This window comes from Pseudomonas sp. GL_117 (assembly GCF_057835125.1).
Genome location: NZ_CM174418.1, coordinates 2,812,183 through 2,837,775, shown reverse-complemented (window position 1 = coordinate 2,837,775; position 25,593 = coordinate 2,812,183). Strand labels below are relative to the sequence as shown.

Below are 25,593 nucleotides of genomic sequence, written 5' to 3'. Positions count from 1 at the left end.
GTTTCGCGCCTTGATGTCGCTGTTGACGCATGCCTGAAGGCTCCTGCCGCCACGCTCGCAACCCATTGATAGGTAAAGTAATTGATCTCCACAGCTAACATCACCATGCAGTTCGGCGCCAAGCCGCTCTTCGAGAATGTCTCGGTCAAGTTCGGCGCTGGCAACCGTTATGGTTTGATCGGTGCCAACGGTTGCGGCAAGTCGACCTTCATGAAAATCCTCGGTGGTGACCTGGATCCGTCCGGCGGTCAGGTCATGCTGGAGCCGAATGTGCGCCTGGGTAAGTTGCGCCAGGACCAGTTCGCCTACGAAGAATTCACTGTGCTCGACACCGTGATCATGGGCCACGAAGAGCTGTGGAAGGTCAAGGCCGAGCGTGATCGTATCTACTCGCTGCCGGAAATGAGCGAAGAAGACGGCATGGCCGTGGCCGAGCTGGAAACCGAGTTCGCCGAGATGGACGGCTACACCGCCGAATCCCGTGCCGGCGAGTTGCTGCTGGGCCTGGGTATTCCGCTGGAACAGCACTTCGGCCCGATGAGCGAAGTGTCGCCAGGCTGGAAACTGCGCGTGTTGCTGGCCCAGGCGCTGTTCTCCGATCCTGAAGTGCTGTTGCTCGACGAACCGACCAACCACTTGGACATCAACACCATCCGCTGGCTGGAGAACATCCTGACCCAGCGTTCGAGCCTGATGATCATCATCTCTCACGACCGTCACTTCCTGAACAGCGTGTGCACCCACATGGCTGACCTGGACTACGGCGAGCTGCGCCTGTTCCCAGGCAACTACGACGAGTACATGACCGTGGCGACCCAGTCCCGCGAGCAACTGCTGTCGGACAACGCCAAGAAGAAGGCGCAGATCTCCGAACTGCAATCCTTCGTCAGCCGCTTCTCGGCCAACGCCTCCAAAGCCAAGCAGGCCACTTCCCGCGCCAAGGCAATCGACAAGATCCAGCTGGCCGAGGTCAAGCCTTCGAGCCGGGTGAGCCCGTTCATCCGTTTCGAGCAGAACAAGAAGCTGCACCGCCAGGCAGTCATGGTCGAAAAAATGGCCAAAGGCTTCGACGGCAAGCCGCTGTTCAAGGACTTCAGCTTCCAGGTCGAAGCCGGCGAGCGCGTGGCGATCATCGGCCCGAACGGTATCGGCAAGACCACCCTGCTGCGCACCCTGGTCAACGAACTGACCCCGGATGCCGGTAGCATCAAGTGGACCGACGCGGCGGAACTGGGCTACTACGCCCAGGACCACGCGCATGACTTCGAAGACGACGTCACCCTGTTCGACTGGATGGGCCAGTGGACGCAGGGCGAGCAGATGATCCGTGGCACCCTCGGTCGCATGCTGTTCTCCAACGACGAGATCCAGAAGTCGGTGAAGGTGATTTCCGGTGGTGAGCAAGGCCGCATGCTGTTCGGCAAGCTGATCCTGCAAAAGCCGAACGTGCTGATCATGGACGAACCGACCAACCACTTGGACATGGAATCCATCGAAGCATTGAACCTGGCGCTGGAAAACTACCCGGGCACGCTGATCTTCGTCAGCCACGACCGTGAGTTCGTATCGTCCCTGGCTACCCGCATCATCGAGTTGAGCGCCACCGGCGTAATCGACTTCAGCGGCACCTACGACGACTACCTGCGCAGCCAAGGCGTGGTGTTCTAAACACCCGCTTGTACCCCGCGCCGGGCTGCGCAGCAGCCCTGCATCCAAACACCGCGTTCTGCCAGACAGACCGCGGTGTTTTTTTTGGGCGGCGCTGTGCAGCCCGGCGCGGGCGAGCCCGCTCACTACAATAGATAGCCTGCTTTCTTTTGTGCCAAAGCCTTGCCATGATGCCCTCACCGCCTCCCGCGAATGAGTGCTCATGTCTGCCGCCGCCCCCAGCTCCCTGTCGATTACCCTGCAGATTGTCTCCATCGTCTTCTATACCTTCATTGCCTTCATCTGCATCGGCCTGCCGATTGCGGTGATTCCGGGCTATGTGCATGAGCAACTGGGGTTCAGCGCGGTAGTGGCCGGGATCACCATCGGTTCGCAATACCTGGCGACCCTGCTCAGTCGGCCGATGGCTGGGCGCATGTCGGACAACGTCGGCACCAAGCGTGCGATTGTGCTGGGGTTGGCGGGGATTCTGGTCAGCGGCGTGCTGACGTTGCTGGCGACACTGCTCGAAAGCCTGCCCGAGTTGAGCCTGGGCATCCTGATCGCCGGGCGTTTGTTGCTCGGTGTGGCCCAGGGCCTGATCGGCGTGGGCACCATCAGTTGGTGCATGGGCCAGGTCGGCGCCGAGCACACGGCACGCTCGATCTCCTGGAACGGGATCGCGTCCTACGGCGCCATCGCCATCGGTGCACCACTGGGCGTAGTGATGGTCGCCGAATACGGCTACACCAGCCTCGGCATTGCACTGTCGGTGCTGGCGACGCTGGGTTTGCTGCTGATCCGCAATAAGCCCTCGGTGCCGGTGGTGCGCGGCGAGCGGCTGCCGTTTTGGGCGGTGTTCGGGCGTATCGCACCGTTTGGTGCCAGCCTGTGCCTGGCGTCGATCGGCTATGGCACCCTGACGACCTTTATTACCCTGTACTACCTCAATCGCGGCTGGGCCGGTGCGGCGTATTGCCTGACGGTGTTCGGCGTGTGTTTTATCCTGGCGCGGATGGTGTTTATCTCCGCCATCAGCCGTTTTGGCGGCTTCCGCGCGGCGATTGCCTGCATGACCATCGAAACCCTCGGCCTGACGCTGCTGTGGCTGGCGCCGTCCACCGGCGTGGCATTGATTGGCGCCGGGCTGACCGGTTTCGGCTTGTCGCTGGTGTACCCGGCGCTTGGCGTAGAAGCCATCAAGCAAGTACCCAACAGCAGCCGGGGCGCGGGGCTGAGTGCGTTCGCGGTGTTCTTTGACCTGGCCCTGGCGATTGCCGGGCCGTTGATGGGCTTTGTTGCATTGAACCTGGGTTACGGCTGGATCTTCTTCTGCGCGGCGTTGCTGTCGGTCAGCGCACTGGGCCTGACCCTGCTGCTCAAACGTCGCGCTTACTGATCAGCGGTCTGCAACCCGGCGCGGGTCGATTGCCCCAGGGTATGGGTGAAGAAACGCCCCGCCTCGGAAATCAGGTTGCGATGGATGCCTTCACGGTCGACGCCATCGGCATCGGTGCAGATCGCCGGCATCGCCAATAGTTGATCGCTGTCGCACGGGGCCATGAAGACGAAGTGCCCCGCCCCCGCCAACAGCTTGAAGTTCGGCGGTTGCGGCAACTTGCGTGCGAGGGCGGCGGCGTTCTTGTCCACGGCCACCAACTTATCGCCGTCACCGCTGTAGAGCAGCACCGGCACATGCACGTCGGCCAGGGTCTGGCGACCAAACATCAGGCTCAGCGGCGCCATCAGCATCAGCGCGTGGATGCGCGGGTCGGCTTGCGGTTGCAGGTCGTCGCGGTCGACCACCAGCTCACCCTTGGTAGTGCAGGCGTCGCGGTCTTCCGGACGCTCCTGGCAATAACGGCGCAAGCGGTCGAAATCCGGCTTGGCCCCTGCCAGGATCAGCGCAGTCTCGCCACCGGCCGAATAGCCGATGACCCCGACTTGATCAATATTGACGAACGGCGACAGCATCGGGTCGCCGAGGGTGGCGGTGATCGCTTCGGAAATCTGGATCGGCCGCCCATACAGGTTGCTCAGGGTGCCCAGGCGACTGTGATCCTTGTAGTTGTCGCCAGGGTGCAACACCGCCACCACCACAAAGCCCTTGCGTGCCAGGGACGTGGCCAGGTCATGCAGGGCCAGCGGCGTACCGGTATTGCCGTGGGACAGCATCAGCATCGGGAAGCGGCCGATGGCGACCTTGGCGTCCTCACCCGCCGTGACTTGGTAGGCGCCCAGGTGCGTGGTGTGCTCGACGTCGGTGGACGGGTAAAAGGCGATGGCTTTCATCGGCTGCAAATCCAGCGGATCGAGAAAGGTCATGCGATGGAAGCCCACACTCCAATGCGGGTGCGGCGCAGGCGCGGCATGCACTGAAACCAGGCCGCCGAGCAGGGAAAGAACCAAAACAGCACAAAGACGCATCATGGGGATGTCCACCTTTGTTGCGTAAGAACCGACATGTCGAATTAAAAGTCCAGGGCACTGAACCCGAGCTTGCATAACCTGGGCCATATTAAAAAGACAGCGGGTAAACGAAAAAACTCCGTACTCCGGTCGCGTATTGAGGCGAACAGAATACAGAGTTTAGGCGCCCGTTTTCAGATTGAAACGGGGAACGGCGATGTTTTACACAACCCTTACGCGGCGGCGAACAATTGTTCGTTGATGAGTACGTTGGCGTCGCTCAGGGACTTGTTGCGAACGTCATCACCGTAGGCCAGGCCTTGGGCGCGCACGAACTCGATGTCGGTGATGCCCAGGAAGCCAAACACCAGCTTCAGGTAGTCTTCATGGCCGACGTTGCTCGCCTGGCCAGCGTGCAGGCCGCCGGCGGTGGAGACGATGATCAGTTTCTTGCCGCCACACAGGCCTTCAGGGCCGGCTTCGGTGTAACGGAAGGTCTGGCCAGCCACTGCGATGCGGTCAATCCAGGCTTTCAGTTGGGATGGCACCGAGAAGTTGTACATCGGCGCACCGATCACCACCGCGTCCGCGGCGATGAATTCAGCCAGGGACGAAGCGCTCAGCTCGGCTTCGTGCTGTTGAACGGCATCACGCAATTCGGCAGCAGTCCCCAGCGCCCCCAGGGTCAGGCCGGAAAAGTGGCTGATGGCCTCGCTCGCCAGATCGCGATAGGTCACTTCCACGCCCGGCTCGGCGGCTTGCCAGGCCTTGACCACGGCAGCGCTGAGCTGACGGGATGCCGAGTTGTCGCCGAGGATGCTGGAATCGATGTGCAACAGTTTCATGGGGGATCTCCGAGTAGGATCGTCAGTGGCGATCAGATGGTGATGATGCTACGCATGAAACCAATAGCCGATAAGCCCGCTGAAATGCGATAGTTTGTCCCACTGACAGGACAATAGGTTGACCATGCAAGACCTCAACGACCTCTACTACTTCGCCAAAGTCGTCGAAGCCGGCGGCTTCGCGGCTGCCGGCCGGCTACTGGGGATTCCCAAGTCGCGGCTGTCACGACGTATTGCCGAGCTGGAGGAACGCCTCGGCGCCCGCTTGCTGCAACGCACCACGCGGCAGCTGACCCTGACCGCCGTCGGCGAACGCTACCTGCGCCATTGCCAAGCCATGTTGCTCGAAGCCGAGATGGCCGACGAAGCCGTGGCCAGCATGTCCAGCGAAGCCCGTGGACGGCTGCGGGTCAGTTGCCCGGTGGGCATGGCCCAGCACATCCTGCCGGAACTGGTCGCCGGATTTCTGGCCGCACATCCCCATGTGCAACTGGAAATGACCCTGGTCAACCGACGTGTCGACCTGGTGGCCGAGGGCATCGACGTGGCCCTGCGCGTACGCGAGCTGGGCGATGAAGACCCACTGCTGGTGACCAAGCGCCTGCGTCAGGCCCAGACGGTGCTGGTGGCCAGCCCCGCCTTTGTGCAAGGCAAGCGTATCGACTCGCTCGACGACCTCCGGCAACTGCCTATCCTCGGCGCGCTGGAGCCGGACCGCATGGTCCATCAGCGCATCCTCGACCCCCTGGGCAACCCCCACGAACTGGTGATGGAAGCGCGCCTGGGCATCGACGATTTCATCGTGCGCAAGGCCAGCGCGATCATGGGCCTGGGGTTTACCGTGCTGCCGATGATGTATTGCGAAGAAGAACTGGCCAGCGGCCGCCTGGTGCAATTGCTGCCGCAGTGGTCGTTGCCGGGCGGTTGGTTGCAGGCCGTATACCCACACCGACGCGGCGTGTTGCCGGCGATCCGGGCGTGGATCGACTACCTGGAAGAAGGCTTCAAAAGCTGCGGAGACCGTCTGTTATGAAGATCAGCGAAGAACAAGTCGCCACATTCTGCCTGAGCCTGCCCGGCGCGCGGGAAGACTACAAATGGGGCGGCGTGCGCGTGTTTTCGATTGCCGGCACCAAGATGTTCGCCCTGCAAAACCTGCGCGGTGATTCGCTGGCATTCAAGGTCGACAAGGATCTGTTCCTCGGCCACGTCGACCGCCCAGGCGTCCACCCAGCGCCCTACCTGGCCCGCGCGCAGTGGATCATCATGAACACGCCCTACCCGCTGGGCGCCGAGGAACTGCGCGGCTTGTTGCGGCGCTCCCACCAACTGGTGGTGAGCAAACTGCCCAAGCGCACGCAGATCGGCTTGCTTTTAGAGGACTGAAAGAAAGGTGCCGCCCAGGAACAACTGGTCCAGCCAGAACACCTGATGCAGCAGCACAATCGCCCAGAACAGCACCTGATAAGACACCTTGCGCGTCTTGTGCCGCAACACCTGCTGGGCGATCAACGCCCCCGGCCAACCGCCTGCCAGCTCGACGGCGTGCAGGATGTTTTCCGGGGTGCGCCGGCCGTTGGTTTGCGCCTGGCGCTTATCGCGCCAGTACAGCAAGAACGCCAGCACGCTGACCACGGCGTAGGCCACCAGCGGCAGCACCGTCTCGCCGCGCCACCACAGCAGCACCGAGCCCAGCAGCGGCGCAGCGCACAGCAACAGAAAAATCGCCGCCTTCAGGCGTGGGTACTGGATGCTCATGGCTTGACGGCGGACCAGTCGATCCAACCGAACTGCCAGGTCGCCAGGATCAGCAGGCCAAACGCGATCCGATACCAGGCAAACGCCGCGTAGCTGTGGCTGGCGATGAACTTGAGCAACGCCTTGACCGCGATCATCGCGAAGATGAACGAGGTGACAAAGCCGATGGCAAACACCGGCAAGTCATCGGGCTGGAACAGGTGACGGTACTTGTAGCCCGAATACACTGCCGCACCGACCATGGTCGGCATCGCCAGAAAGAACGAGAACTCGGTGGCGGTCTTGCGCGACAGGCCGAACAACAGGCCGCCGATAATGGTCGCGCCGGAACGCGAGGTACCCGGGATCATCGCCAGGCACTGGGCCAGGCCGACCTTGATCGCGTCTTTCCAGGTGATGTCATCGACGCTTTCGGCATGCACCGCGTGTTGACGCTGTTCAGCCCACAACATGATCACGCCGCCCACCACCAACGCGGCGGCCACGGTGATCGGGTTGAACAGGTAGTGTTTGATCAAGTCGGCAAAAATCACGCCCAACACCACTGCCGGCAACACCGCGATGATCAGGTTCACCGTGAACCGCTGCGCCTTGCGCTGGGTCGGCAGGCCGATGACCACGTCGAGGATCTTGCGTCGGAACTCCCAGACCACCGCCAGGATCGCGCCCAGTTGAATGATGATATTGAACGCTTCAAAGCGCTCACCGCCGAAACCGATCAAATCGGCGACGATGATCTGGTGGCCGGTACTGGAGATCGGCAAGAACTCCGTCAGCCCCTCCACCACGCCAAGAATCAATGCCTGTATGGCGGTCCAAAAATCCATGCTTCCCCCAAAAGGTCATGCGCGTGGCATGCCTCGTTAGTCTTTTTTAATTGGTTCACTGACGCTGGGCGTTTGAAAAAACCCGTGAAAAATCAGGCAGTACTCAGGTTTTCCGATTACCGGCCGAAAGCCTATCAGACAAGGCGTAAAAGTCGATGCAACGCCCACAATTATAAAAAGCCCGGAGTGACAGGACGATGAACAGTTTGCGCAATATGTCGATCAGCCGCCGCCTCTGGCTGATCCTGATAGTCGCGGTGCTGATGCTGCTGGCCTTGGGTTTACTGATGCTCAAGCAGATTCATGGCGAACTCTACCAGGCCAAGAGCCAGCAGACCGAGCACGTGGTGCAGACCGCCAGCGGCATCCTGACGTTTTATCACGGCCTCGAAACCAGCGGCGTCATGACCCGCGAAGCCGCGCAGAAGCAAGCCCTGAGCGCGGTGCGCGGGTTGCGCTACGACCATGACGACTATTTCTGGATCAATGACCTCACGCCCGTGATGATCATGCACCCGGCCAACCCCAAGCTTGACGGCCAGAACCTCTCGGCGATCCGTGACCCAGACGGTTTTGCGGTGTTCAACGAATTCGTGGCCCTGGCCAAGGCCAAGGGTGCCGGCATCGTCAACTACCGCTGGCCGAAACCGGGCGCCGATGCACCGGTGGCCAAGACCTCGTACATCCAACTGTTCCAACCCTGGGGCTGGATCATCGGCTCCGGCGTCTACGTGGACGATGTGCAGTCCGAGTTCTCCGCCCAGGTGTGGAAAGCCTCGGCCATTGGTTTGATCATCGCGCTGGTGATGACCCTACTGGTGGTGTTGATCGCGCGCAGCATCGTGCGCCCGTTGCAGGCAGCAGTGGACGCCATGGGCAATATCGCCAGTGGTGAAAGCGACCTGACCCACAACCTCGACACCCACGGCCGCGACGAAGTGACCCAACTGTCCCAGCACTTCAACAGCTTCACCGCCAAATTGCGCGACGTGGTCGGCCAGTTGCAGGCGTGCGCCAACGCCCTCGGCCAATCGTCTACCGAGCTGGGCAACAACGCGAGCCAGGCCCACGACCGCAGCCAGCAGCAATCGCAGCAGATGGAATTGGTGGCCACCGCGATCAACGAAGTCACCTACGGCGTGCAGGACGTGGCCAAGAACGCCGAACACGCCGCCAGTGAAATGCGCGATGCCCAGGCTCAGGCACAGCAAGGCCAGGTCAATATCGATGGCAGCCTGCAACAGATCGACCAGCTCTCCGGCACCATCAGCCAGGCGGTCGAGGTGATGCGTACCCTATCCGCCGAAAGCACCCAGATCGGCAGCGTGCTCGAAGTGATCCGTTCCATCGCCGACCAGACCAACCTGCTCGCACTCAACGCCGCCATCGAGGCCGCACGGGCCGGCGAACAAGGCCGTGGCTTTGCCGTGGTCGCCGATGAAGTGCGCCTGCTGGCCCAGCGCACGCAAAAATCCACCGCCGAGATCCAGGGCATGATCGAACGCCTGCAAGGCCACTCGGAAGCGGCGGTCAAGGTGATCAGCGAGAGTCACAACGCCTCGCAACTGACCATCGAACAAGCCGGCCAGGCCGGCGCCAGCCTCACCGCCATCGGCCAGGCCCTGCACAACCTCAACGGCCTGAACGCGTCGATTGCCAGCGCCACCCTGCAACAGGCGCATGTGGTAGAGGACATCAACCAGAACGTCACCCAGGCGGCAGGCTTGTCCCACAGCACCGCCATCGCCGCCGAACAGTCGAGTGCCGCCAGCACCCACCTGCGCGGCCTGAGCGAACAACTCAACACCCTGCTGCGCCAATTCAAAATCTAACCCCAGGACGGGGTCTGTAGTGAGCGGGCTTGCCCCGGTACAAACCGGGGACATCGTTTACATATCTAACCGGGGACATGGTTTACAGGTTAATACGCATGATCAGGAGGTAACTGATCATGCCCTGGAACCAAGAGTCTCCCATGGATCAACGAATCAAACTGGTCATCGACTGGCTTTCTGGTGACTTCAGCAAAAGCCAGCTAGCTCGGCGCTTCGGCGTCAGTCGACCAACTGTAGATAAATGGATCTCTCGTCACGTTGACGGCGATTTGAAGTCGTTGGCAGAGCTGTCTCGACGACCTCATACCAGCCCAAACAAGACTGACGATGAGATCTTGGCTCGCATAGTGGCGATGAAAGAAACCCACGATAAATGGGGGCCGAAGAAGCTTGTCAGGCTATTACGAATCGAGGATCCGTCAGTCGCCTGGCCATCGCCCAGCACGGCAGGCCAATGGCTTGACCGGCTTGGGCTTGTCAGTAAACGGCGCTTCAAGCGACGGCACAGCACTGCTCACAGGGAAATGCGCGAAGCCAACGAGCCCAACAAGACGTGGTGCGTTGATTACAAGGGGCAGTTCAAGATGCTCAACGCCCAGATGTGCTATCCCCTGACCGTTACGGACCATGCCTCTCGCTTGATTTTGGCCTGCAGGGCTCACCCCAAGATCAAGACCTTGCCCGTCAAACAGGCATTCGAGAGGCTTTTTCAAGAGTACGGGATGCCGGAAGTCATTCGCTCTGACAACGGCGTTCCTTTTGCTTCTCCAGGCCTGGCAAGAATGTCCACACTGGCAGTTTGGTGGATCCGCCTGGGTATTTACCCGGAGCGAACCATGCCGGGAAGACCTGCCCAGAACGGCCGGCACGAACGGATGCATCGTAGTTTGAAGTTTGAGTTGCCACTGGGGAAAAACCTGGTTGAGCAGCAGCTCTTGCTGGAGCATTTTCGACATGAATTCAATTACATACGACCTCACGAGGCGCTGGGCATGAAGCGCCCGGGTGAGGTATATGTGCCGTCTACTCGACCTTATCCAGGATGTCTGCCGGATGTGGAGTATGCCGCGGAAATGAAAGTACGAAGCGTCAGACAGAACGGCTCAATCATGTGGAAAGGAAAGTTGTTGTTTGTAAGCGAAGCGCTATCAGGAGAGCGGATTGCGCTCAAAGAAGTTGAAGATGATGTTTGGGATCTGTACCTGTGTGACTATCCCCTAGGGAGGCTTGGACGAGGCATGAGCCGCGTCCAAGCCTAAAATGTGTAAACGATGTCCCCGGTTTCAGATGTAAAGGATGTCTACGGTTCTACACCCGCGCCTGGGGGCGACGCAGCCCAGCGCGGGGCAAGCCCGCTCACTACAAGGTTAATTCCTACGCGAAACTTCTTTCGTTACAATCACCGCCCCTTTCCACACTCCCAAGGAACCGCCATGTCCGGGCTTGAACTGTTCGCCGCCGCCCTGGGGGTGATCGCTGTCTGGCTGACGGTTAAACAGAACCCCTGGTGCTGGCCCATCGGCCTGATCATGGTGTTGCTCTACACCTGGGTGTTCTACGACGTAAAACTCTATTCCGACATGCTGCTGCAAGTGGTCTACGCCGTCCTGCAACTGTACGGCTGGTGGCAGTGGACCCGCGCCGGCGAGGTCAAGCAAGGCCGCCAGGTCACCAGCCTCGGCGGGCCAGCCATCATCGCCAGCCTCGCGGTGGGCGCCGCCGGCAGCCTGCTGCTGGGCGCCGCCATGGCCCACTGGACCGACGCCGCGCAACCCTGGCTCGACGCCGCCCTCACCGGCTTCAGCCTGGTGGCGCAGATGTGGATGGCGCAGAAACGCGTGCAGTGCTGGCCGCTGTGGATTGCCGTGGATGTGATCTTCGTCGGCCTGTTTCTCTATAAAGGTCTCTACCTCACCGCCGCGCTCTACGCCCTGTTTACCACCATCGCGGTGCAAGGCTGGCGCGAATGGCGTGCAGACCCGGCGTTGCAGGCATGAAGGTCGTGGTATTGGCCGGCCCCGAATCCAGCGGCAAAAGCTGGCTGGCCACCGAGTTGCAAGCGCATTTCGGCGGGTTGATGGTCGGTGAATACGTGCGCCATTTCATCGATCATCACCAACGCGATACCACCCTGGCCGACATCCCGGCGATCGCCCGTGGTCAACTGGCCTGGGAAGACGCCGCCCGCGCCCAACAGCCTGCGCTGTTGATCCTCGACACGCATTTGCTGACCAACAAGCTCTGGAGCCAGACCCTGTTCGGCGACTACCCGGCCTGGCTCGACAGCGAACTGCTGGCCCGTGACTACGACTTGCACTTGCTGCTGTCGCCGGACGATGTGGAATGGACTGCCGATGGGCAACGCTGCCAGCCGCAGTTAGAGGATCGCCAGGCTTTTTTCCAGGCCAGCCTGGACTGGATGCAGGAGCATGAACAGCCGGTGATTCTGATTCGGGGGGATTGGGAAGAGCGCAGAAGTGCGGCGTTTTCAGCAGTGGAACAACTGTTTCAGCCATAACACTGGCCTCAATGTGGGAGCGGGCTTGCCCGCGATGACGGAGTACCAGAAACACAATGGTTGGCTGATACACCGCAATCGCGGGCAAGCCCGCTCCCACACTTTTGACCGCGTCAGGCGTTAGTAGCCCAGCGACAGGCCGGTGTTACGACGCGGATCATTCGCGCCATAGAACCGGTTGTTCCCCACCGGCTTGCCACCCAACGACGGCGCACCCACCAGAATCGCCGCCAAGTGGTTCGCATCCTGCGGCCCGGCGAACTTGTGGCCCCAGCTTTCGAGGATCTTCTGGGTATCCGGGCTCACTGCAAACGTCTCAAGGTTGGTAGTCTCCGGCATCCACTGCTGGTGGAAACGCGGCGCGTCCACGGCTTCCTGGATGTTCATCTTGTAGTCGATGACATTCAGCATCGTCAGCAAGGTCGCGGTAATGATGCGACTGCCACCCGGCGTGCCCACCACCATTACGGCCTTGCCATCCTTGGTCACGATGGTCGGGCTCATCGACGACAGCGGCGCCTTGCCCGGTGCGATGGCGTTGGCTTCACCCTGCACCAGACCGTACATGTTCGGCACGCCGACCTTGACGGTGAAATCGTCCATTTCATCGTTGAGGATGACCCCGGTCTTGCTCGCCATCACGCCCGCACCGAACCAGTCGTTGAGGGTGTACGTCACCGAGACCGCGTTGCCCCACTTGTCGACAATGGAGTAGTGCGTGGTGTTGTTGCCTTCATGGGGCGAAACACCCGGCTTGATCGCTTGGGAATCGCCCGCCTTTTGCGGTTCGATGGCAGCGCGCAGCTTGGTGGCGTAGTCCTTGTCCAGCAGGTGGGCGATGGGGTTCTTCACGAAGTCCGGGTCGCCGAGGTAGCTGTTGCGGTCCACGTAGGCATGGCGCATCGCTTCGATCTGGTAGTGCAGGCCCTGGGCCGAGTGATAACCGAGGTCGGCCATCGGGTAGCCTTCGAGGATGTTCATGATCTGGCAGATCACCACGCCACCGGAACTCGGCGGCGGCGCGGAGACCACGTGGTAGCCACGGTAGTCGCACTCGATCGGCGCCAGTTCGCGGGTCTTGTACTTGTCCAGGTCAGCCTGGGTGATGATGCCTTTGCCGGCCTGGCTGGAATCCACCAGCGCCTTGGCTACCCAACCTTTGTAGAAACCGTCGCTGCCCTTGGCCGAGATTTCCTTGAGGGTCTTGGCCAGGTCTTTCTGCACCAGCTTCTGGCCCACCTGCATCGGTTGACCGTTGTGCAGGAAGATCCCGCGCATATCTTTATCTTTTTCGAACTCGCCGGTGGCGGTATGCAGCAGGTCGATATCGCCCTGCTCCAGCTCAAAGCCGTTTTCCGCCAGCTTGATCGCCGGGGCAATCACCTGGGCGCGCTTGAGGGTCCCGTATTTGCTCAGGGCCAGCTCCATGCCCGAGACGGTGCCGGGCACGCCGACCGCCAGGTGGCCCTTGGCACTGAGGCCTTCGATGACGTTGCCGTCTTTATCCAGGTACATGTTCGCGGTGGCCGCCAGCGGGGCTTTTTCGCGGAAGTCGAGGAAGGTCTTGCGCCCGTCCGCCAGTTGCACGGTCATGAAACCGCCGCCACCGAGGTTGCCCGCCGCCGGGTATACCACCGCCAGTGCGTAACCTACGGCCACGGCCGCATCCACGGCATTGCCACCGGCCTTGAGGACATCCACGCCCACATGGGTGGCCAGATGCTGGGCCGTGACCACCATGCCATTTTCACCGGCCACCGGGGCCTGGGACGCGGCTTGCACACCGCCGACCGTCAATACCAGCGCAGTGGCAATCAAGGTACGGCTGAAGGGTTGGTATTTCATCCATGGCTACTCTGGTTATTGAGATGCACCAAAATAGCCCGTCGAGGATCTAATCCCCAGCGCAGTGACGTTTTTATTACAGAACTTGTCGGTCACAGATTCGTACAGCATCACCGCCCCTGTGCCCCAGCCACGGTTTGCCCGGCAATCACCCCACGCAACACCTGCGCAATAGCCTGGGCCTGTTGCGCCGTTGCCACATTAGTGAACCCCATCAGCAAGCCCTGTGGCCCCGGTTCAATCGCCCACCGCGACAACGCCTGCAGTGCCAGGCCCGCCTCATTCGCTGCCTGCGCCACCGCCTCGTCCGGCACCGCGACCACCAAGCGTGCCAACAGATTAATCCCGCCCGCCTGCTCATCGACCCGCAGGACATCCGCGCAATGGGCCTGCAACGCCTGCACCAACAGCCCGCGTCGCTGCGCATACAACTGACGCATTTTCTTCAGGTGCCGGGTGAAATACCCCTGCTCGAGAAAATCCGCCGCGGTCAGTTGCAACAGTTGCGCACAGCGTTGCTGCAACAACTGCGCACTGCGCTCAAACGCCGCCACCAAGGCGTTCGGCACCACCAGGTAGCCCAGGCGCAAACCGGGGAACAACATCTTGCTGAAGCTACCGGCGTAGATCACCCGGTCGTCGTGATCCTGGCTCTTGAGCGCGGCCAGCGGTTTGCCGTGATAGCGGAATTCGCTGTCGTAATCGTCCTCGACCACCCAACTGCCCTGCGCCGCCGCCCAGCCCAGCAAGGCCTCGCGCCGCGCCGGGCTCAGCGCCACGCCGAGCGGGCTCTGGTGCGCCGGCGTGACCAGCGCCAGCCGCGCCCGTGGGCTGCGCAGGATGCCCTGGCCCACATCCAGCCCATCGCGGTCCACCGGCACCGGCACCAGTTGCAAGCCTTGATGGCTCAACAACTGCCGTGCATGCACGTAACCCGGGTCTTCGAACCAGCAGCGTTGCCCGGGCATGTCCAGGGCGTCACAGACCAGGGTCAGGCCCGCCGCATAACCGGCGCAGACAAACACCTGATCCGGCGAACACTCCACGCCCCGGTACAACGCGAGGTAACCGGCGATGGCCACGCGCAGGGCTTGTACGCCGCGCACGTCGCCCATGGCCAGGCTGTCGGCATCGGTGCGGCGCACTTGCTGGGTGACCAGCCGGGCCCACAGCTTGCGCGGGAACGCGTCCAGTGCCGGCACGCCCATTTGCAGCGGCAACGGTCCGCTGGGGACGGGCGCCGGCACGGGCGCAGGCTTTACCGCGATCTGGGGCAGCGTCGTCGCAATCACCGTACCGGCCTGCCCGCGCGCCTCAAAAAAACCTTCGCTGACCAGCAACTGATACGCCGTCTCCACCGTGCCCCGCGCCACCTTGAGTTCCTGGGCCAGCGCCCGCACCGACGGCACCCGCTCGCCGGGGCGCAATTGGCCCTGGTCGATGGCCTGGCGAAAACGCCGGTAGATTTCCTGGTATTTGGGCAGTGACGACATCGCGGGCGGGCTCGGCGGGTAAACAGGGCCAAGTCTGATCATGTCCCAACCCACTTGTCCAATCATGCCCCTGTCGACTGGCCGGGCGAGCCGCGAAAATGGCGCATCTGTTCAACCACCTAAGGAACCTTCCCATGAAAGACCGTCTTGATTACGCCCAGGCCGCCCCCGCCGGTTACAAAGCCCTGGGCTCGGTGCACAGCTACGTGCATGGCTGCGGCCTGGAAAAGGAATTGATCGAACTGGTGTACCTGCGCATCTCCCAGCTCAATGGCTGCGCCTATTGCCTGGACTCCCATTCCCGCGACCTGCTCAAGCAAGGCGTGAGCCTGGAAAAAATCATGCTGGTGGCCGCCTGGCACGAAGCCTCGCCGCTGTTCAGCCCGCGTGAACGTGCCGCATTGGCCTGGGCCGAATCGGTTACTCAAGTGGCCCAGACCCACGCGCCGGACGCCGATTACGCCGCCGTCGCCGCAGTCTTCAATGACAAGGAAGTCGCCGACCTGACCCTGGCCATTGCCCTGATGAACGCGCTGAACCGCGTCGGTATCAGCTTTCGCAAGGTGCCGGCAGCGGTCAAGGCCCATCTGGAGAACCTCAGCTATGCATGAGCACGTCGACTTCGTGCCCGTGGAAAGCGACGCCGACTGCCTCGCCAGCTTTCAGGTGATGCAGCAACTGCGCCCGCACCTGACGGACGCCACCGCGTTCGTCGCGCAGATCCAGCGGCAACGGCAGAACGGCTACCATCTGCTGGTCGCCCGTGAAGACGCCAAGGTGATCGGCCTGGCCGGCTACCGGCTCAGCGAGAACACCCTCTACGGACGCTTCATCTATGTCGATGACCTGGTGGTAGATGCCAGCCTGCAGCGGCGGCGTCTGGGTGAGCAACTGCTCGAGCGGGTCCGCGAGCAAACCCGCGCCCTGGGCTATCGCTACCTGGTGCTGGACACCGGCATGCACATGGCCCTGGCCCAACGTTTCTACTTCCGCCAAGGCCTGTTGCCGCGCGGCATGCATTTTTCCCAGGATCTAAGCCAATGACCCGCGCCCTGCTGCTCAGTTTCAGCCCCCACGGCAAGTCGGCCCAGAACTTCCAACTGGCCCGCAACCTGCTCAGCGACTGGCTGCCCGACGCGCAGGTCACCGAGCGCGATTACGGCAGCCAGGCCCTGCCGCCGCTGACCCGCGAATACGCCTGCGCCCTCACTGGCGCTGACGACGGCAGTGAGGACGCCACCGCGCTGTCGGAACAATTGATCGTCGAGTTGGAAGCCTGCGACCTGCTGGTCATCTGCACCCCGGTGCACAATTTCACGGTGCCGGCGGCGCTCAAGGGCTGGATCGACCATGTGGTGCGCATCCACCGCAGCTTCACGGTGAACGAGCGGTTTGAAAAAGTCGGCCTGCTCGACGACCGGCGCACCTTTGTACTGGTCAGCTCGGGCAACGCCCGCAAGGGGCATGAGCCGGACTTTTTGACGCCGTATCTGAGCGCCATCCTGTCTATCGTGGGCATCCGCAGCGTGGAGTTCGCCTACCTGGGCGCCATGGTGCGCGGTGAAGAAGCGGTCAGCCAGGCCGTGGCACAGGCACATCGGCAACTGTCCGAGGCAATCAGCTCTGGTCTATAAAATTAATGGCGCTAGAATCAGCGCCATTCTTTGCGCCAGCCCCCCTGATACGAGCCGCCCATGAGCTTTGATTTCGACACGATCCACCCCCGCCACAACACCGGCAGCACCAAATGGAGCCGCTACCCGGCGGATGTGCTGCCGATGTGGATCGCCGATATGGACATCGCCGCGCCGCCCGCCGTGCTGCAAGCCCTGCGCGAACGCCTCGACCAGCAGATCCTCGGCTACAGCGTAGCCGGCCCGGATGTGCGCGAGGCCATCGTCGCCGACTTGTGGCACAAGTACGCCTGGCGCGTGCAGCCCGAAGACCTGCTGTTCCTGCCCGGCGTCGAGCCCGGCTTCAACATGGCGCTGCACGCATTCGTGCAAACGGGCCAGCCGGTGGTGCTGCAAACCCCCAACTACCGGCCGATCCGCCTGGCGCCAGGGCACTGGAACCTGCCGAAAATCGAAGTGCCATTCGAACTCGTCAACGGTGAATACCTCACGCCCCTGCCCGCCCTGCGCGATGCCTTGAGCGGCGCCGGTGCACTGCTGCTGAGCAACCCGCACAACCCCATGGGCAAGGTGTTTCCCCGCGAAGAGCTGCTGGCCGTGGCCAATGCCTGCCTGGAACAGGGCGCACTGATCATCAGTGACGAAATCCACGCCGAACTGTGCTTCGACGGCCGCCGCCACATCCCCACCGCCAGCCTCAGCCCGCAGATCGCCGAGCGCACCATCACGCTGATGTCGGCGAGCAAGGCCTACAACGTCGCGGGCCTCAAGACCTGCTTTGCGGTGATCCAGAACGCCGATATCCGCGAGCGCTTCAACAATGCCCGCTGCGGCATGGTCGACAGCGTCAGCCCCCTGGGCCTGGAAGCCACCCGTGCCGCCTACAGCCAATGTGGCGAGTGGCTCGACGCACTCAAGGGCTACCTGCAAGCCAACCGCGACTACCTGCTCGACGCCGTGAACAGCCGCCTGCCGGGCGTAGTCATGCACGCGCCGCAAGGCACTTTCCTGGCCTGGCTCGATTGCAGCGCCCTGGGCCTGGACGACCCGCAGCGGTTTTTCCTGGAACAGGCCAAGGTCGGGTTGAGCGCCGGGATCGAATTCGGCGATGACAGCCAGCAATTCGTGCGCCTGAACTTCGGCTGCCCACGGGCCTTGCTGGAAGAAGGTTTGCAGCGAATGGAGCATGCCCTGCGCGGTCGGTAAGCCATGTGGGAGGGGCTCGCCCCTCCCACATTTGAGTGGGATCTACAGCTTGGCGATGGACACTTCGGTGGACTTCACAAAGGCAATCACTTCACTGCCCACTTTCAATTCCAGGTCACGCACCGAGCGGGTGGTGATCACCGAAGTGACGATGCCGGACGCCGTCTGTACGTCGATTTCGGACACCACTTCGCCCAGCAGGATCTCCTTGATCACGCCCTTGAACTGGTTGCGCACGTTGATCGCTTTAATGGTCATGTCGGCTTTCCTTTTGGCTGTTGGGTCAATCCGCACGAATGCGCAGGCCTTCAAGATGCCGCAGGCGGCAAAAACCTAAAAGGAATATATAAATCTTTATTTATTCCATATGGAAATATAAAGCAGCATTTCTCAGGTGAGAGTGACCCAGTAACGCGTTCGCGCCTGCACCTTGAAGCCCAGGGTCGAGGCCAGCAGGTTGAGGATGCGGTCGGTGTCGTCCAACTGAAAACTGCCGGTGACGCGCAACCCCTCCAAACGCGGGTCCCAACGCAAGACACCCGGGCGGTAGCGCTGCAACTCGCGCAAGAAATCCCCCAGCGCCTGATCCTGCGCAGTCAGCACACCATCACGCCAACCCAGTTGCAGCACATCAAACGCCACCGACGCGCCAAGGCCCGTGGCTTGAAGCGACGCTTGCTGGCCACCGTGCAACGTCGTCGAGTGCCCATTGAGGTCGCGCACCTGCACCGCGCCCTTGAGCACCGAGACCCGGCAGCCCGACGCCAATTGCCGCACACCCACCTCGGCCTGGCTGACCGTCAGTTCGCCATACCGGGTCTGAAGCGTCATTGCACTCACGCCCGGCACGTTCAACGCCAACTCGCCTTCCACCAGCCGGATGTGCCGTGGCGCCACGTCCACGGCAGTGGCGGTATTGAGTTGCAGGCTGGCGCCGTCGCCCAGGGCCATGCGCGTGCGCTCACCCGTGGCGGTGTGCAGGTCTGAGCGCCACACGTCGATGGGTAACTGGCGGCTGATCAACCACGCGGTCGGCACCAGAGCCGCCACGCCCAAGGCACGCTTGAGCACGGCGCGCCGCCCCGGTTGCGGACGGTCGAGGCTGGCCAGCGCCAACGCCTGGGGCAACCCGCCGAACCGCTGGCGCAGGGTCTGGGCTTTTTGCCAGGTCTGTTCGTGCTGCGGATGGCTGTCGCGCCAGTGCTGCAGGGCGAGGTGATCACGCTCGGTGGCCGCGCCGGACTCCAGCAGCGCCAACCATTGCGCGGCGGCACGGGCGACGTCGCGGTTCACAGGTCCACCAGCAAACAGTGTTCATAGGCCTGGGCCATATAGCGTTTGACCGTGCGTTCGGACACCTCCAGGCGTGCGGCAATCTCGCGATAACCCAGGCCTTCCAGCTGGCTCCAGAGAAACGCGCGGCGCACCAGCACTGGCAAGCCATCAAGCAATTCATCCAGTGCTTGCAGGGTTTCCAGCAACACCCAGCGCTGTTCCGGAGACGGCACGCAGGCTTCGGGCAAGCTGGCAAGCGCATTCAGATAGGCCTGTTCCAGGCTACGGCGCTGATGAAAATTGACCAGCAGGCGCTTGCCGACTGTCACCAGGTACGCCCGTGGCTCCTGCATCTGCGCAAGCGGCTGGGCACTGGCCAGCACGCGCAAAAACGTATCCTGGCTCAGGTCCGCCGCATCCCAGGCATTGCCCAGGCGCCGGCGCAGCCAGCTTTCCAGCCAACTGCGGTGGTCGCGGTAGAGGCTGGATAACGTCAGTTCGGGGGCGACAGCATCATTCATGGCAAGCAACCTGCAAGGCGCGATTATGTCTCAAATGAGATTCATTCTATTTAATATCGCTACTGCATACCATGATCTTTTCAACATGCCGTTTAGAGCATCGCCGCCTTCTGCCGCAGCAGGTCGATAAACAACCCCAGTCGGCTCACACCCCGCCGACTTCCTTGATCACAAACGTCGTCGGCATGATCTTGAGCACCGAGAGCTTGAACTGGCGATTGTGTTTCCTGAATGTCCACACCGGCAGGTCTTCTCGGGTGTCGAGCGTTTCTACGTGCTCCTCGGAGTCGGGCAGCGTCAAGAAAAAATCCACCGAGGAATTCAATGGCCCCAAGGAATAGCCGCCCATCCTGATACTGACCCCGAGGCGCTCATCGGACCAGTTCCCACCTTTTGTCATGACGATATTCATCGGTGGTAACGGGCTGGGGATTGCGCTGACCTTGGCCGTCAGATCGGCCAGTTGTTGCTGTAGCTGCTGATAGTCAGCTTTCGGCACGTAGAGGCTGTGGATTTTGTCGATGGCGACGTAGTTTTTTTCAACATCGACCTTGCTCAAATAGTCCGACGATACCTTGGCAAGTGGGAGGTATGACTCGGCAAGCACGGTCCGCGAAACGTAGTTTTCCATCAGTTCCGCGGACGGGATAAAGTTGTCTGCCGCGCCGAATTTAAGGCCGAACAGTGAGGCCGCAGCGGTAAATGCCGCCCACAGGCCGGCCGCGACGATAATGATCAGCGGCCAGGAATAAGTGGTGGGCGTGGGTGTAGGTGCACCTTGAGTCATACGTACTGACGTCCTTTTCTAGAAACTGAGCCTTGCGTGTCACGATTGACAACGACCGCTCTGGTTCAACGGTTTGAGCGCCAACAATATCACTAGGCCACCACCCCTGACAGGGGAATGCCCCTGCGACGATCAATACACTCTCGTTCGTTGACCCATCCCCGCACACACCATATAGTGTGCCCACAAACAGAACAGACCACTACATAGTGTGCAGTATCGGTATTTGCCGACCACACTACGCGCAGTATTTCAATGCCTAGTAGCCTGCAAATCGAATATTTTTGGACGGGTTCACACGCCGTCAGAACAGACCAGGAAGGAGTATTTCAATGCTGAGTTGGGATGAAGTCGACAACGAAGACACCGGTGCAGCGGTGATCAAGGGCGCCAACGCCGGCCACGCCAGCGAAGCCAACATGGACCGCCTCGACGGTGCAGGTGCTGCCGCGGCGCTGGAAGCCCGTAACGTGACCGCCAACGACTCCGCCGCGATTATCCGTGCCAAGGCCGCCCTCGACAAACTCGACATCGCCGAAGGCCTCGCCGAACTCGAAGGCGCCTCCGCCCGCGTCGCCGTTGACGAAAAGCGCATGATCAACTGCCGCGCCGACCTCAACCAACTCGTGCCCTTCAAGTACGACTGGGCCTGGCAGAAGTACCTCGACGGCTGCGCCAACCATTGGATGCCGCAAGAGGTCAACATGACCGCCGACATCGCGCTGTGGAAAAACCCCGAAGGCCTGACCGACGACGAACGTCGCATCGTCATGCGCAACCTGGGCTTCTTCTCCACCGCCGACTCCCTGGTCGCCAACAACCTGGTGCTGGCCGTGTACCGCCTGATCACCAACCCGGAGTGCCGCCAGTACATCCTGCGCCAGGCCTTCGAAGAGGCGATCCACACCCACGCCTACCAGTACTGCATCGAATCGCTGGCCATGGATGAAGGCGAGATCTTCAACATGTACCACGAGATTCCATCGGTCGCGAAGAAAGCCGCCTGGGGCCTGAAGTACACCCGTTCGATCTCCGATCCGAAGTTCGAAACCGGCACCGTCGACACCGACAAGGAACTGCTGCGCAACCTGGTCGCGTACTACTGCGTGCTGGAAGGCATCTTCTTCTACTGCGGCTTCACCCAGATCCTGTCCATGGGCCGCCGCAACAAAATGACCGGCGTGGCCGAGCAGTTCCAGTACATCCTGCGCGACGAGTCGATGCACCTGAACTTCGGCATCGACGTGATCAACCAGATCAAAATCGAAAACCCGCACCTGTGGGATGCCGAGATGAAGGAAGAAGCGACCCAGATGATCCTGCAAGGGACCCAACTGGAGATCGAATACGCCCGCGACACCATGCCCCGCGGCGTGTTGGGCATGAACGCCGCGATGATGGAGGACTACCTCAAGTTCATCGCCAACCGTCGTCTGTCGCAGATCGGCTTGAAGGAAGAATACCCAGGCACCACCAACCCGTTCCCGTGGATGAGCGAGATCATGGACTTGAAGAAAGAGAAGAACTTCTTTGAGACCCGTGTGATCGAGTATCAGACTGGCGGTGCGTTGAGCTGGGACTGAAAATGTGGGAGCGGGTTTGCTGTGGCGAGCCCGCGTCTACATTATTGGTTTTCGGTGTTCTCTGGATTTTGCAAGCAAGCGACTTATGCCCAACCAAACCATCAAGACCCCGTGCATCGGCCTGTGCTCCACCGTCTACGGGGACCTCGTCTGCCGGGGCTGCAAGCGTTATCACCACGAAGTGATCCAGTGGAACGGTTACAACGCCGAGGAAAAACAGGCGGTGTGGCTGCGTCTGGAACAGTTGCTGGTGCAGGTGATGGCCAGCAAGCTGGAAGTGTTTGATCCGCACCTGCTGCGCCAGCAACTGGAAAGCCGCAAGATCCGCTTTGTGCCGCATCAGTCGCCGTATTGCTGGGCGTACCAGTTGATTGCCCGGGGGGCGCGGGTGATTTCCCGGCTGGATGCGTATGGGCTGGTGCTGCAACCGGAATTTCGTGAACGTCATTTGGCGGATCTGCGCGATGCGATTGATCGTGAGTTTTTCCTGTTGTCCGAAGCGCACTACGAGCGCTATATCGCACCGGGTTTCCTCAAGGAAGCATTTGGGCCAGCCCTGATAGCTACCCTCTAAAGACCAGCACAAAACCCATGTGGGAGCGGGCTTGCTCGCGAAGGCGGTGCATCAGTCAGCACATGCATTGCCTGACACAGCGCTTTCGCGAGCAAGCCCGCTCCCACATTTTGATTTGCGCCTGTCAGGAGATCCAGGACGCCGCACGTTCCGTCTGCAAACCGTATTTCTCAATCGCCAGCTGACCCATCCGCGCGTCCAATGCCGTCAGCGCCGCCAGCACGATGTGATACCGATCTACCTCAAAAAAGTCGCGCAACGCCGCCCGCGTATCACTGCGCCCGAACCCGTCAGTGCCCAGCACGGTGTAGCGACTGTCCAGGTACGAAGCGATCATCTGCGGCACCGCCCGCACATAGTCAGAAACCGCGATGACCGGCGCGCCGTGGGGCAAGCAGGCATTCACATGGCTTACCCGTGCAGCCTCTTGCGGATGCAACCGATTCCAGCGTTCCACCTCCCGCGCATCCCGCGCCAGTTCGCTGTAACTGGTGACGCTGAACACCTCGCTCGTCACTTGCCAATCCTCGGCCAATAGCTGCGCCGCCGCCTGGGCTTCGCGCACCAGCGTGCCCGAACCCAGTAACCGCACCTGGGCGCCAACCGTGCCTTCCAGACGGTACATGCCCTTGATGATCGCCGCTTCAACCCCTTGCGGCAGGCTCGGCTGCGGGTAGTTTTCGTTCATCAGCGTCACGTAGTAGAACTCGTCCACCTCGTGCTCCAGCATCTGGCGCATGCCGTGGTCGAGGATCACCGCGAATTCCCCGGCGAACGCCGGATCGTAGGCGCGGCAATTGGGCACGGTGGCCGCCATGAGATGGCTGCTGCCGTCCTGATGTTGCAAGCCTTCCCCCCCCAAGGTAGTGCGCCCGGCCGTCGCGCCGAGCAGGAAGCCACGGGCACGCTGGTCGGCGGCGGCCCAGATCAGGTCGCCGACGCGCTGGAAGCCGAACATCGAGTAATAGATGTAGAACGGCAGCATGCGCAGGCCATGCACCGAATAGCTAGTGGCCGCCGCGACCCAGGAGCTGATGGCGCTGGCTTCGCTGATGCCCTCTTCGAGGATCTGCCCGTCGGTGGCTTCGCGGTAGCTGAGGATCGAGCCGATGTCTTCCGGCTCATAACGCTGGCCGACGCTGGAGTAGATGCCGATTTGCTTGAACAGGTTGGCCATGCCGAAGGTGCGCGCCTCATCGGCGACAATCGGCACAATGCGCGGCCCCAGGGCCTTGTCCTTGAGCAGGTTGGTCAGCATGCGTACGCAGGCCATGGTGGTGGACATTTCCTTGCCGTCGGCCGCCGTGGCAAACCCGGCGTAGCCCGCCAGCGGCGGCACGCTGAGCGGCGCGGCAAGCGGGCTGCGGCTCGGCACATAACCGCCGAGCGCCTGGCGGCGCTGGTGCAGGTAGCGCATTTCCGGGCTGTCGTCGGCGGGCTTGAAGAAGCTCAGGGATTCGGTCTGCGCATCGCTCAGGGGCAGTTGGAAGCGATTGCGGAAAGCAAGCAACGCGTCGCGATCCAGCTTTTTCTGCTGGTGGGTGGTCATCTTGCCCTGCCCTGCTTCACCCATGCCAAAGCCCTTCTTGGTCTGGGCGAGGATCACCGTGGGTTTGCCTTTGACCCGGCGCGCGGCATGGTAGGCCGCGTGGATCTTGACCATGTCATGGCCGCCACGCTTGAGGCGGTCGATCTGCTCGTCGCTCATGCCTTCCACGAGTTTGGCCAGGGCTTCACTCTGACCGAAGAAGTGCTCGCGATTGAAGGCGCCGTCCTTGGCGGCGAAGGTCTGCAATTGACCGTCGACGGTATGCGCCAAGGTGTTCACCAGCGCGCCGTCGTGGTCCTTGGCCAGCAAGGGGTCCCAATCCGAGCCCCACACCAGCTTGATCACGTTCCACCCGGCGCCGGCGAACAACGCTTCCAGCTCATCGATGATCCGCCCGTTGCCGCGCACCGGGCCGTCAAGGCGCTGCAGGTTGCAGTTGACCACCCAGGTCAGGTTGTCCAGACCTTCGCGCGCAGCCAGGGTCAGGGCCGACATGCTTTCCGGTTCGTCCATCTCACCGTCGCCGAACACCCCCCAGACGTGGCGGTCAGTGGTGTCCAGCAGGTTACGGTGTTGCAGGTAACGCATGAAACGCGCCTGGAAAATCGAGCTGATCGGGCCGATCCCCATGGAACCAGTGGGGAACTGCCAGAAGTCAGGCATCAGCCACGGGTGCGGGTAGCTGGACAGGCCACGTGCGCCAGCCTTGGGCCCGCCGATTTCCTGGCGATAATGGGCCAGGTCTTGCTCGCTGAGGCGCCCTTCAAGGAAGGCACGGGCGTAGATACCGGGCGCGGAATGGGGTTGATAGAAGACCAGGTCGCCGCCAAACCCGTCACGGCGGGCGCGAAAGAAATGGTTGAAACCCACTTCGAACAAATCCGCCGCACTGGCATAGCTGGCGATATGCCCGCCCAACTCGCCATAGGCCTGGTTGGCGCGGACCACCATGGCCAGGGCGTTCCAGCGGACCAGCGAGGCCAGGCGTTCTTCGGTGGCCAGGTCGCCGGGAAACGCCGGCTGCTGCTCGACGCTGATGCTGTTGACGTAGGGCGTGCCGTGGCGCGGTTTCCAGTCGATGTGCGCAGCGCTGGCGTCCTGGGCCAGTTGGTCGAGGATCTGCCGGGCCCGCGCAGGACCGGCGTTGGCCACCAACGACGCCAGGGCGTCGCGCCACTCGTCCAACTCTTGCTGATCCAGGGCGGTGTGATTGACTGCGCTCGCGAAACCGTTCATGGGCATCTCCAGGCCTTTTTTTTCCAGTTTATGTCGACGCCCAAGGATTTT

General features: G+C 61.6%; 25 protein-coding genes. 14 read left to right on the top strand and 11 right to left on the bottom strand.

Annotated elements, in window-relative coordinates; translation table 11 throughout:
• Positions 1 to 81: 81 nt before the first annotated feature.
• Positions 82 to 1,668, top strand: coding sequence for an ABC-F family ATPase (locus tag AC3ISR_RS12690; protein WP_028616043.1), 1,587 nt, complete (start codon positions 82 to 84; stop codon positions 1,666 to 1,668).
• Between the two features lie 202 nt (positions 1,669 to 1,870).
• The gene (locus AC3ISR_RS12685) at positions 1,871 to 3,046 is read left to right on the top strand and encodes an MFS transporter (protein ID WP_489324775.1); all 1,176 of its coding nucleotides are present in this window, start codon (positions 1,871 to 1,873) and stop codon (positions 3,044 to 3,046) included.
• Here AC3ISR_RS12685 and AC3ISR_RS12680 read toward each other — a convergent pair.
• Positions 3,040 to 4,077 (bottom strand): alpha/beta hydrolase family protein, encoded by a 1,038-nt coding sequence (locus AC3ISR_RS12680; protein ID WP_192301188.1) that lies wholly within the window; start codon positions 4,075 to 4,077, stop codon positions 3,040 to 3,042. The genes AC3ISR_RS12685 and AC3ISR_RS12680 overlap by 7 nt on opposite strands.
• A 212-nt stretch (positions 4,078 to 4,289) precedes the next feature.
• Positions 4,290 to 4,901: an FMN-dependent NADH-azoreductase gene (locus tag AC3ISR_RS12675; RefSeq protein WP_192301189.1), complete on the bottom strand. Its 612-nt coding sequence runs from the start codon at positions 4,899 to 4,901 to the stop codon at positions 4,290 to 4,292.
• Between the two features lie 124 nt (positions 4,902 to 5,025).
• Between AC3ISR_RS12675 and AC3ISR_RS12670 the strand changes: the two genes are divergently transcribed.
• Together AC3ISR_RS12670 and AC3ISR_RS12665 are read left to right on the top strand one after the other, a co-directional pair.
• Positions 5,026 to 5,934, top strand: a complete 909-nt coding sequence (locus AC3ISR_RS12670; protein ID WP_463984503.1) for a LysR substrate-binding domain-containing protein — start codon at positions 5,026 to 5,028, stop codon at positions 5,932 to 5,934.
• Entirely contained in the window at positions 5,931 to 6,287 is a 357-nt protein-coding gene (locus tag AC3ISR_RS12665; protein ID WP_489324774.1) for an MmcQ/YjbR family DNA-binding protein, read from the top strand. The genes AC3ISR_RS12670 and AC3ISR_RS12665 overlap by 4 nt, the downstream gene beginning before the upstream one ends.
• On the opposite strand, the gene AC3ISR_RS12660 is transcribed toward AC3ISR_RS12665, so the two are convergent.
• Together AC3ISR_RS12660 and AC3ISR_RS12655 are read right to left on the bottom strand one after the other, a co-directional pair.
• A complete protein-coding gene (locus AC3ISR_RS12660; RefSeq protein WP_489324773.1) occupies positions 6,276 to 6,659 on the bottom strand; it encodes a DUF1294 domain-containing protein in 384 nt (127 codons plus the stop codon). The genes AC3ISR_RS12665 and AC3ISR_RS12660 overlap by 12 nt on opposite strands.
• The gene (locus AC3ISR_RS12655; RefSeq protein WP_192301192.1) at positions 6,656 to 7,486 is read right to left on the bottom strand and encodes an undecaprenyl-diphosphate phosphatase; all 831 of its coding nucleotides are present in this window, start codon (positions 7,484 to 7,486) and stop codon (positions 6,656 to 6,658) included. The genes AC3ISR_RS12660 and AC3ISR_RS12655 overlap by 4 nt, the downstream gene beginning before the upstream one ends.
• Positions 7,487 to 7,683: 197 nt before the next feature.
• Between AC3ISR_RS12655 and AC3ISR_RS12650 the strand changes: the two genes are divergently transcribed.
• From AC3ISR_RS12650 to AC3ISR_RS12635, 4 genes are all read left to right on the top strand, one after another.
• On the top strand, positions 7,684 to 9,318 hold the full coding sequence (locus tag AC3ISR_RS12650; RefSeq protein WP_489324772.1) for a methyl-accepting chemotaxis protein: 1,635 nt from the start codon (positions 7,684 to 7,686) through the stop codon (positions 9,316 to 9,318).
• 119 nt (positions 9,319 to 9,437) lie between these two features.
• Positions 9,438 to 10,580 carry a helix-turn-helix domain-containing protein gene (locus AC3ISR_RS12645; protein ID WP_489324404.1) on the top strand — a complete coding sequence of 381 codons (1,143 nt, stop codon included), beginning with the start codon at positions 9,438 to 9,440 and terminating at the stop codon, positions 10,578 to 10,580.
• Positions 10,581 to 10,754: 174 nt separating this feature from the next.
• A complete protein-coding gene (gene pnuC / locus AC3ISR_RS12640) occupies positions 10,755 to 11,318 on the top strand; it encodes a nicotinamide riboside transporter PnuC (protein ID WP_192301194.1) in 564 nt (187 codons plus the stop codon).
• A complete protein-coding gene (locus tag AC3ISR_RS12635; protein WP_192301195.1) occupies positions 11,315 to 11,839 on the top strand; it encodes an AAA family ATPase in 525 nt (174 codons plus the stop codon). The genes pnuC and AC3ISR_RS12635 overlap by 4 nt, the downstream gene beginning before the upstream one ends.
• 120 nt (positions 11,840 to 11,959) lie before the next feature.
• Here the strand turns inward: AC3ISR_RS12635 and ggt are convergent, their stop codons facing one another.
• Together ggt and pdxR are read right to left on the bottom strand one after the other, a co-directional pair.
• Positions 11,960 to 13,684, bottom strand: a complete 1,725-nt coding sequence (gene ggt, locus AC3ISR_RS12630) for a gamma-glutamyltransferase (RefSeq protein WP_192301196.1) — start codon at positions 13,682 to 13,684, stop codon at positions 11,960 to 11,962.
• 110 nt (positions 13,685 to 13,794) lie between these two features.
• Positions 13,795 to 15,177, bottom strand: a complete 1,383-nt coding sequence (pdxR, locus tag AC3ISR_RS12625) for a MocR-like pyridoxine biosynthesis transcription factor PdxR (RefSeq protein WP_489324771.1) — start codon at positions 15,175 to 15,177, stop codon at positions 13,795 to 13,797.
• 134 nt (positions 15,178 to 15,311) lie between these two features.
• On the opposite strand from pdxR, the gene AC3ISR_RS12620 reads away from it, so the two are divergent.
• The 4 genes from AC3ISR_RS12620 to AC3ISR_RS12605 are packed head-to-tail and all read left to right on the top strand — an operon-like array spanning position 15,312 to position 18,017.
• On the top strand, positions 15,312 to 15,788 hold the full coding sequence (locus tag AC3ISR_RS12620; protein WP_192301198.1) for a carboxymuconolactone decarboxylase family protein: 477 nt from the start codon (positions 15,312 to 15,314) through the stop codon (positions 15,786 to 15,788).
• Positions 15,781 to 16,221 (top strand): GNAT family N-acetyltransferase, encoded by a 441-nt coding sequence (locus AC3ISR_RS12615; RefSeq protein ID WP_463985088.1) that lies wholly within the window; start codon positions 15,781 to 15,783, stop codon positions 16,219 to 16,221. Before AC3ISR_RS12620 ends, AC3ISR_RS12615 begins: the two co-directional genes overlap by 8 nt.
• Positions 16,218 to 16,811, top strand: coding sequence for an FMN-dependent NADH-azoreductase (locus tag AC3ISR_RS12610; RefSeq protein WP_463985087.1), 594 nt, complete (start codon positions 16,218 to 16,220; stop codon positions 16,809 to 16,811). Before AC3ISR_RS12615 ends, AC3ISR_RS12610 begins: the two co-directional genes overlap by 4 nt.
• 60 nt (positions 16,812 to 16,871) lie before the next feature.
• The gene (locus AC3ISR_RS12605; RefSeq protein WP_489324770.1) at positions 16,872 to 18,017 is read left to right on the top strand and encodes a MalY/PatB family protein; all 1,146 of its coding nucleotides are present in this window, start codon (positions 16,872 to 16,874) and stop codon (positions 18,015 to 18,017) included.
• 42 nt (positions 18,018 to 18,059) lie between these two features.
• Here the strand turns inward: AC3ISR_RS12605 and AC3ISR_RS12600 are convergent, their stop codons facing one another.
• The 4 genes from AC3ISR_RS12600 to AC3ISR_RS12585 form a co-directional block, all read right to left on the bottom strand.
• A complete protein-coding gene (locus tag AC3ISR_RS12600; RefSeq protein ID WP_003173733.1) occupies positions 18,060 to 18,275 on the bottom strand; it encodes a TOBE domain-containing protein in 216 nt (71 codons plus the stop codon).
• 132 nt (positions 18,276 to 18,407) lie between these two features.
• Positions 18,408 to 19,310 carry a FecR domain-containing protein gene (locus AC3ISR_RS12595; RefSeq protein ID WP_192301202.1) on the bottom strand — a complete coding sequence of 301 codons (903 nt, stop codon included), beginning with the start codon at positions 19,308 to 19,310 and terminating at the stop codon, positions 18,408 to 18,410.
• Complete coding sequence (locus AC3ISR_RS12590; RefSeq protein ID WP_192301203.1) at positions 19,307 to 19,813, bottom strand: sigma-70 family RNA polymerase sigma factor; 507 nt, start codon at positions 19,811 to 19,813, stop codon at positions 19,307 to 19,309. The genes AC3ISR_RS12595 and AC3ISR_RS12590 overlap by 4 nt, the downstream gene beginning before the upstream one ends.
• A 145-nt stretch (positions 19,814 to 19,958) precedes the next feature.
• Entirely contained in the window at positions 19,959 to 20,600 is a 642-nt protein-coding gene (locus tag AC3ISR_RS12585) for a hypothetical protein (RefSeq protein WP_192301204.1), read from the bottom strand.
• A 332-nt stretch (positions 20,601 to 20,932) separates the two neighbouring features.
• Here AC3ISR_RS12585 and AC3ISR_RS12580 point away from each other — a divergent pair, with 332 nt between their 5' ends.
• Together AC3ISR_RS12580 and AC3ISR_RS12575 are read left to right on the top strand one after the other, a co-directional pair.
• Entirely contained in the window at positions 20,933 to 22,183 is a 1,251-nt protein-coding gene (locus AC3ISR_RS12580) for a ribonucleotide-diphosphate reductase subunit beta (protein ID WP_489324769.1), read from the top strand.
• A gap of 85 nt (positions 22,184 to 22,268) precedes the next feature.
• On the top strand, positions 22,269 to 22,757 hold the full coding sequence (locus AC3ISR_RS12575; protein WP_192299580.1) for a DUF1289 domain-containing protein: 489 nt from the start codon (positions 22,269 to 22,271) through the stop codon (positions 22,755 to 22,757).
• A gap of 124 nt (positions 22,758 to 22,881) precedes the next feature.
• Here AC3ISR_RS12575 and mdeB read toward each other — a convergent pair whose 3' ends face one another.
• Entirely contained in the window at positions 22,882 to 25,542 is a 2,661-nt protein-coding gene (gene mdeB / locus AC3ISR_RS12570; RefSeq protein WP_463983926.1) for an alpha-ketoglutarate dehydrogenase, read from the bottom strand.
• Positions 25,543 to 25,593 lie beyond the last annotated feature (51 nt).